This is a genomic window from Chitinimonas sp. BJB300, assembly GCF_002735695.1.
Classification (GTDB): Bacteria; Pseudomonadota; Gammaproteobacteria; order Burkholderiales; family Chitinimonadaceae; genus Chitinimonas.
The window spans coordinates 1-4637 of record NZ_PDZH01000206.1; the positions used below are offsets into that span (position 1 = coordinate 1).

The following is a 4637-nucleotide window of genomic DNA, read 5'->3' on the forward strand; positions in this document are numbered from 1 at the left end:
GCGACATGGATATAAAACCCCCATCGAGGTATTTACCGAACGAACCGGGATGAATTACAGTCTTGCCAATGGATTTACCATCCAGTGATAAATAAAAATCCGTCAGGTTCGTTTTTAAATCCGCCATAGTTAAATGATAAAAGGCGGCTGTGTTAATGGGATGTTTGTTTGGTACCATATCCGGTATATCGCATAGCGATTTTAAAGGCTGGGCTGCCAAGCGCTTTTTTGTCGTAGGCGAATTCTAAGAAAGTGATGATAAATAGTGCCTCATTAATACGAGGAATGATCGCATCGTTTCGACCCAATTTAATTACCGCTGTTTCCAACATCTTGGTAACAGAATGTATACGGCTGATATTACTTGATTGGTTGGAGATTTTTAATCCAGCTTCAATTATTCGCATAATGGTAAGTAGTGTAAATGCGAACTGGGTTGGGTTTTTGGTATGGTGAGACAGAAAGTTCTGAATGATGCGTCCAGATTTTTCCATTGGGATTATGGCTAGGGTTTGTCTTAGGTTGGTTTTGGCAACCGCTGCCAGCACATTTCCAAGATAAATAATTTCTGCATGCTGATCACAGTGCTTGACACAAGCAGCAACGAGTTGGGCCAGGCACGGTTCAATTTTGTTAAGCAGAAACGCCGCAGCATGATCCAGGAAATTCGCCCCTGCACGTGAGTTTGCAATCAACTCAACGATTTCAATGGTTAATGCATTAATTGATGTTGCATTGACGGTATATTCGTGAACCCCGGTCAAGCATCTTATGCCTCGAACATGCTGGGGACGTAACGTCGGAGTATCGACTACGGCTCTTGGATTGATCCCCATTTCTCCAAGGTTCAATACATCATCCAGGCCATCGCTCAGTAATTCGAGAGCGAGATTAGCCTCATCAAACGATTTTTGCAATTGTTCTACCGGCATAGGTAGTTTTTGTTCAAATAATGTTTCCAGATCATCTGCATGTGCATGGTCTTCATCGAATGAAATATGGGTGCGCCATCCATCAAATAAACCCGGCATATCAAGTTGATGCTCCACGCGCGAGTAAAGATGATTGGCGCCATCTTTGAAATGGGCTGTACGTTCTTGGATCAGCGCAACAAACAAATGCGCTAACCAATCGTGCTGCGCGATATGCAGCATTTGTTGGTCAAACGCAATAAAGCTGGCAGACGGTGCAATACCCGCAGTGTAGCCCTGCTCGGCCGGGTATAGGGCTGGGGGGGGCAGGTAGTAGTCTTCGCAATGTGAATATTCTTCTACGGCGCTTTTCAGAAAAGCAGTCTGCACTTCTACTGTTGGCCCGTTCAGACTGGCAGCGGATGCAGTAACGCCGGCGAAGCGTGACAGAAAATAGGTTCTGGATATCCATTGCAGGATAATCGAGTTAGGAATGGTTTCCGCTCTCATGTCCCCCCAAACAGGATGTGCATAATAACGTCCGTAAAATTCATTGCAGAATGAGACATATAACGATTTTATTTCTTGAAGCGAATAGTGTTGTTTGATTTTTTCTGAGATTAAACAGCCTTGATAAGAAAGTATGTAAATTAAATTTTGTACCTGCTCTTGTTCTCCCACCAAATCAGATGACGGAATCTCTCTACGAAGAAATGCCGACAGTTTTTTGCTGGGTGATAAATGGCGCAGCGGAAGTTCGATGCTCCATACCGAATAGGCCAGCTCGACACTGGCGGGAAGCCAGTGAATAGATACAGAATCGCGTAAATAACCTTTGATGGGGAGCATCGAAGTAGTCCTCAGCGAATGATTACATCTTCTGTCGTATGCATAATGCGTGCCACGGCACCTTCAGGCAGGTTCAAGAGTTCCATTACCTTTTTTATTTGTTCGGGCCGGGACAGTACATCATTCGATAGACCACTAAGACGTATTTCCTGGCCCCCTTTGTCCTTGGTGGTGAAGACAATATCTTTTTTGACGGATTGGGTATCTTTCATGATTCATTCCTCATAACTTAATAATTAATAATTTTCGGCAACGCTGTTTCATAAAGTACGCATGTGTTACCGAGGCGAACATCGCATTGTCGGGATGGGTTCGTAAGAAACCCAACGGTCAATCAATAAAATGTGCGCTTGGGTATCTTATTTAAGTGAACCCTGTGTTGCTCACATCCCCCATATGGATGAAACGGCATTTTTCACGGACGGTGTATTCAATCAATGGGTTGCTGTGACTGGATTGTAAATTTTACCGTGTGACGTATTGTTTTCAGCGGCGTATTGCCCTAAATCGGGTGCAATCGCTTGTTTAGTTTGAAATTTGGTTTGGATAATCCATTGGCCCGTTTTCTGCTGTGACTTGTTGGACAGTCAACACACATTACGTGTGACGCTTAATCCAAAGTTTCAGCAAGTGGTAGGCTGAGTTGGATACCTACTTTATTTATTCGGGAGAAAATCATGGGCTTGGAAACTATTCTGTTGGTTGTCTTGATTTTGATACTCATCGGCGCGATTCCCACTTGGGCCTATAGCCGTAATTGGGGTTATTGGTCCAGCGGTGGTGTAGGGTGTGTTGGTGGCCATTCTGGTTGTAATGCTCTTGATGGGGCGGCTATGACAAAGCGCTTTCATTTCCTACCGAGGCCTTCATATTGTGTTGTCGCCGGCGTTCTATTGCTGCTTTCAGCATGCAACGAGGAAGCCAAATTACCGGTCTCTGCTGGGTTCGGCCCGTCGCCTACGTTGCCGGAGCCACAAAAGGCGTTGGTGCCAACGGTGAATATCGCACCGCCCCTAGGGTGGCCGGCTGGTGTAACGCCGCAAGCCACGCAGGGCACCAATGTGGTGGCCTTTGCCAGCGGTTTGGACCACCCACGCTGGTTGTATGTACTGCCAAATGGTGACGTATTGGTAGCCGAGACCAATTCACCACCCAAGCCCCCCGGCGAGGGCGGCATAAGAGGGTGGGTGATGCGTTTCGTCATGAAAAAAGCCGGTGCGGGCGTGCCCAGCGCGAATCGCATCACCTTGTTGCGGGATACCAATGGCGACGGGGTGGCGGATCAGCGATCGGTGCTTTTGGAAGGATTGTACTCACCGTTTGGCATGGCATTGGTAGGGAACGAGCTTTATGTGGCCAATTCCGATGCAGTAGTACGCTTCCCATACAACCCTGGTGAGACACGCATCACGGCGAAGGGTAAGACCGTCGTGGCGCTGCCGGCGGGCGACATCAACCACCATTGGACCAAGAACCTGATTGCAAGCACCGATGGCTCAAAGCTGTATGTGACGGTGGGGTCAAACAGCAATGTAGGTGAGCGCGGTATGGATGTGGAAGTGGGCAGGGCAGCTATCTGGGAGATAGACAGACAGCGCGGTACGCATCGGATTTTTGCATCAGGCCTGCGCAACCCCAATGGTATGGCATGGGAACCCACCAGCGGGGCATTGTGGACAGTGGTAAACGAGCGGGACGAAATCGGCAATGACTTGGTACCCGACTATATGACCTCGGTACGCGATGGGGCTTTTTATGGCTGGCCCTATAGCTATTTTGGCCAGCATGTCGATGAGCGCGTTACGCCCCCCAAGCCTGACTTGGTGGCCAAAGCGATTGCTCCCGACTATGCCCTGGGTGCGCATACTGCCTCGCTTGGTCTGACGTATTCAACAGGGACAACCTTACCCGCACGTTTTGCGGAGGGCATGTTTATTGGTCAGCATGGGTCGTGGAATCGCCGGCCTCATAGCGGTTATAAAGTGGTCTTTATCCCCTTTGATAACGGCAAGCCGGCCAAAGCGCCGCCGATTGACGTGTTGACTGGCTTCCTCAATAGTGAAGGCAAGGCATATGGGCGGCCCGTAGGCGTGGCACTGGACAAGCAAGGGGCGTTGTTGGTGGCCGATGATGTGGGCAATGTGATTTGGCGTGTCAGCAGCCAGAACAAGGTCGCTTCGTCGGCACAACCGGGGCATTAAGGAACCTGTCTAAAGTCTTGCGAGCTAAAGCGAGACCAAGCGAAAAAGCCGAGGAAGCGGCGTTTAAGCATGGTAAATGCGCATTCCGAGGTTGTATTCACCGCTTTATTGCTGGCGCACAGCAGATTTCAGATAGGTTCTAAGTTAGGGTATGGACCCTATGGTTAAGCGTAGGGGGGGGCGCCGTGACGTTTTGGTCTGTCTAATTACAGCAGGTTCTACTCGTGCGCATCCAACAGCCAACGGTTGAGTGCATCGGCTACCTGTTGTGGTTGCCCCAGGGTCGAGAGGTGACCGCACTTATCCACAACAACCAGTTTCGAACCTACAATGCCTTCCACCATTTCCCTGTGCACTTCAAGTGGGGTGATTTCGTCCTCACGGCCGCATAGAACCAGGGTTGGGCAGTCGATCTTGGATAAAGAGGGGCAACTGTCGATGCGTCCCATAATGGCGGTTTGCTGGCGCAGGAAAGCATCTTTGCCAACGCTATGGGCCATGGCAGCGATGACCTCCACGATAGCGGCATCATTCAGCTGGGCAGGATGCACTATTCACCCGGCAACTAAGTATTGATCAGGCGGCGTACTTGATCCTGGGGTCTTCGAAATAGGAGCACACTCGTTCCGGGGTGTTTTCCAACATCTCCATATGGGCTTTGGTCGCTTGCTTGAGC

The 4637-nt window shown here is 49.3% G+C and carries 4 protein-coding genes; 1 reads left to right on the forward strand and 3 read right to left on the reverse strand.

Annotated features, from left to right (window positions below):
- Positions 1-152 precede the first annotated feature (152 nt).
- Entirely contained in the window at positions 153-1760 is a 1608-nt protein-coding gene (locus CSQ89_RS20055; RefSeq protein ID WP_099407786.1) for a hypothetical protein, read from the reverse strand.
- An 11-nt stretch (positions 1761-1771) separates the two neighbouring features.
- Positions 1772-1972, reverse strand: a complete 201-nt coding sequence (locus CSQ89_RS20060; RefSeq protein WP_099407787.1) for a hypothetical protein — start codon at positions 1970-1972, stop codon at positions 1772-1774.
- Positions 1973-2437: 465 nt separating this feature from the next.
- Between CSQ89_RS20060 and CSQ89_RS20065 the strand changes: the two genes are divergently transcribed.
- Positions 2438-3961 (forward strand): PQQ-dependent sugar dehydrogenase, encoded by a 1524-nt coding sequence (locus CSQ89_RS20065; RefSeq protein WP_099407788.1) that lies wholly within the window; start codon positions 2438-2440, stop codon positions 3959-3961.
- Between the two features lie 218 nt (positions 3962-4179).
- Here CSQ89_RS20065 and CSQ89_RS20070 read toward each other — a convergent pair whose 3' ends face one another.
- Positions 4180-4512, reverse strand: coding sequence for an alpha/beta fold hydrolase (locus CSQ89_RS20070; RefSeq protein WP_199065745.1), 333 nt, complete (start codon positions 4510-4512; stop codon positions 4180-4182).
- Positions 4513-4637 lie beyond the last annotated feature (125 nt).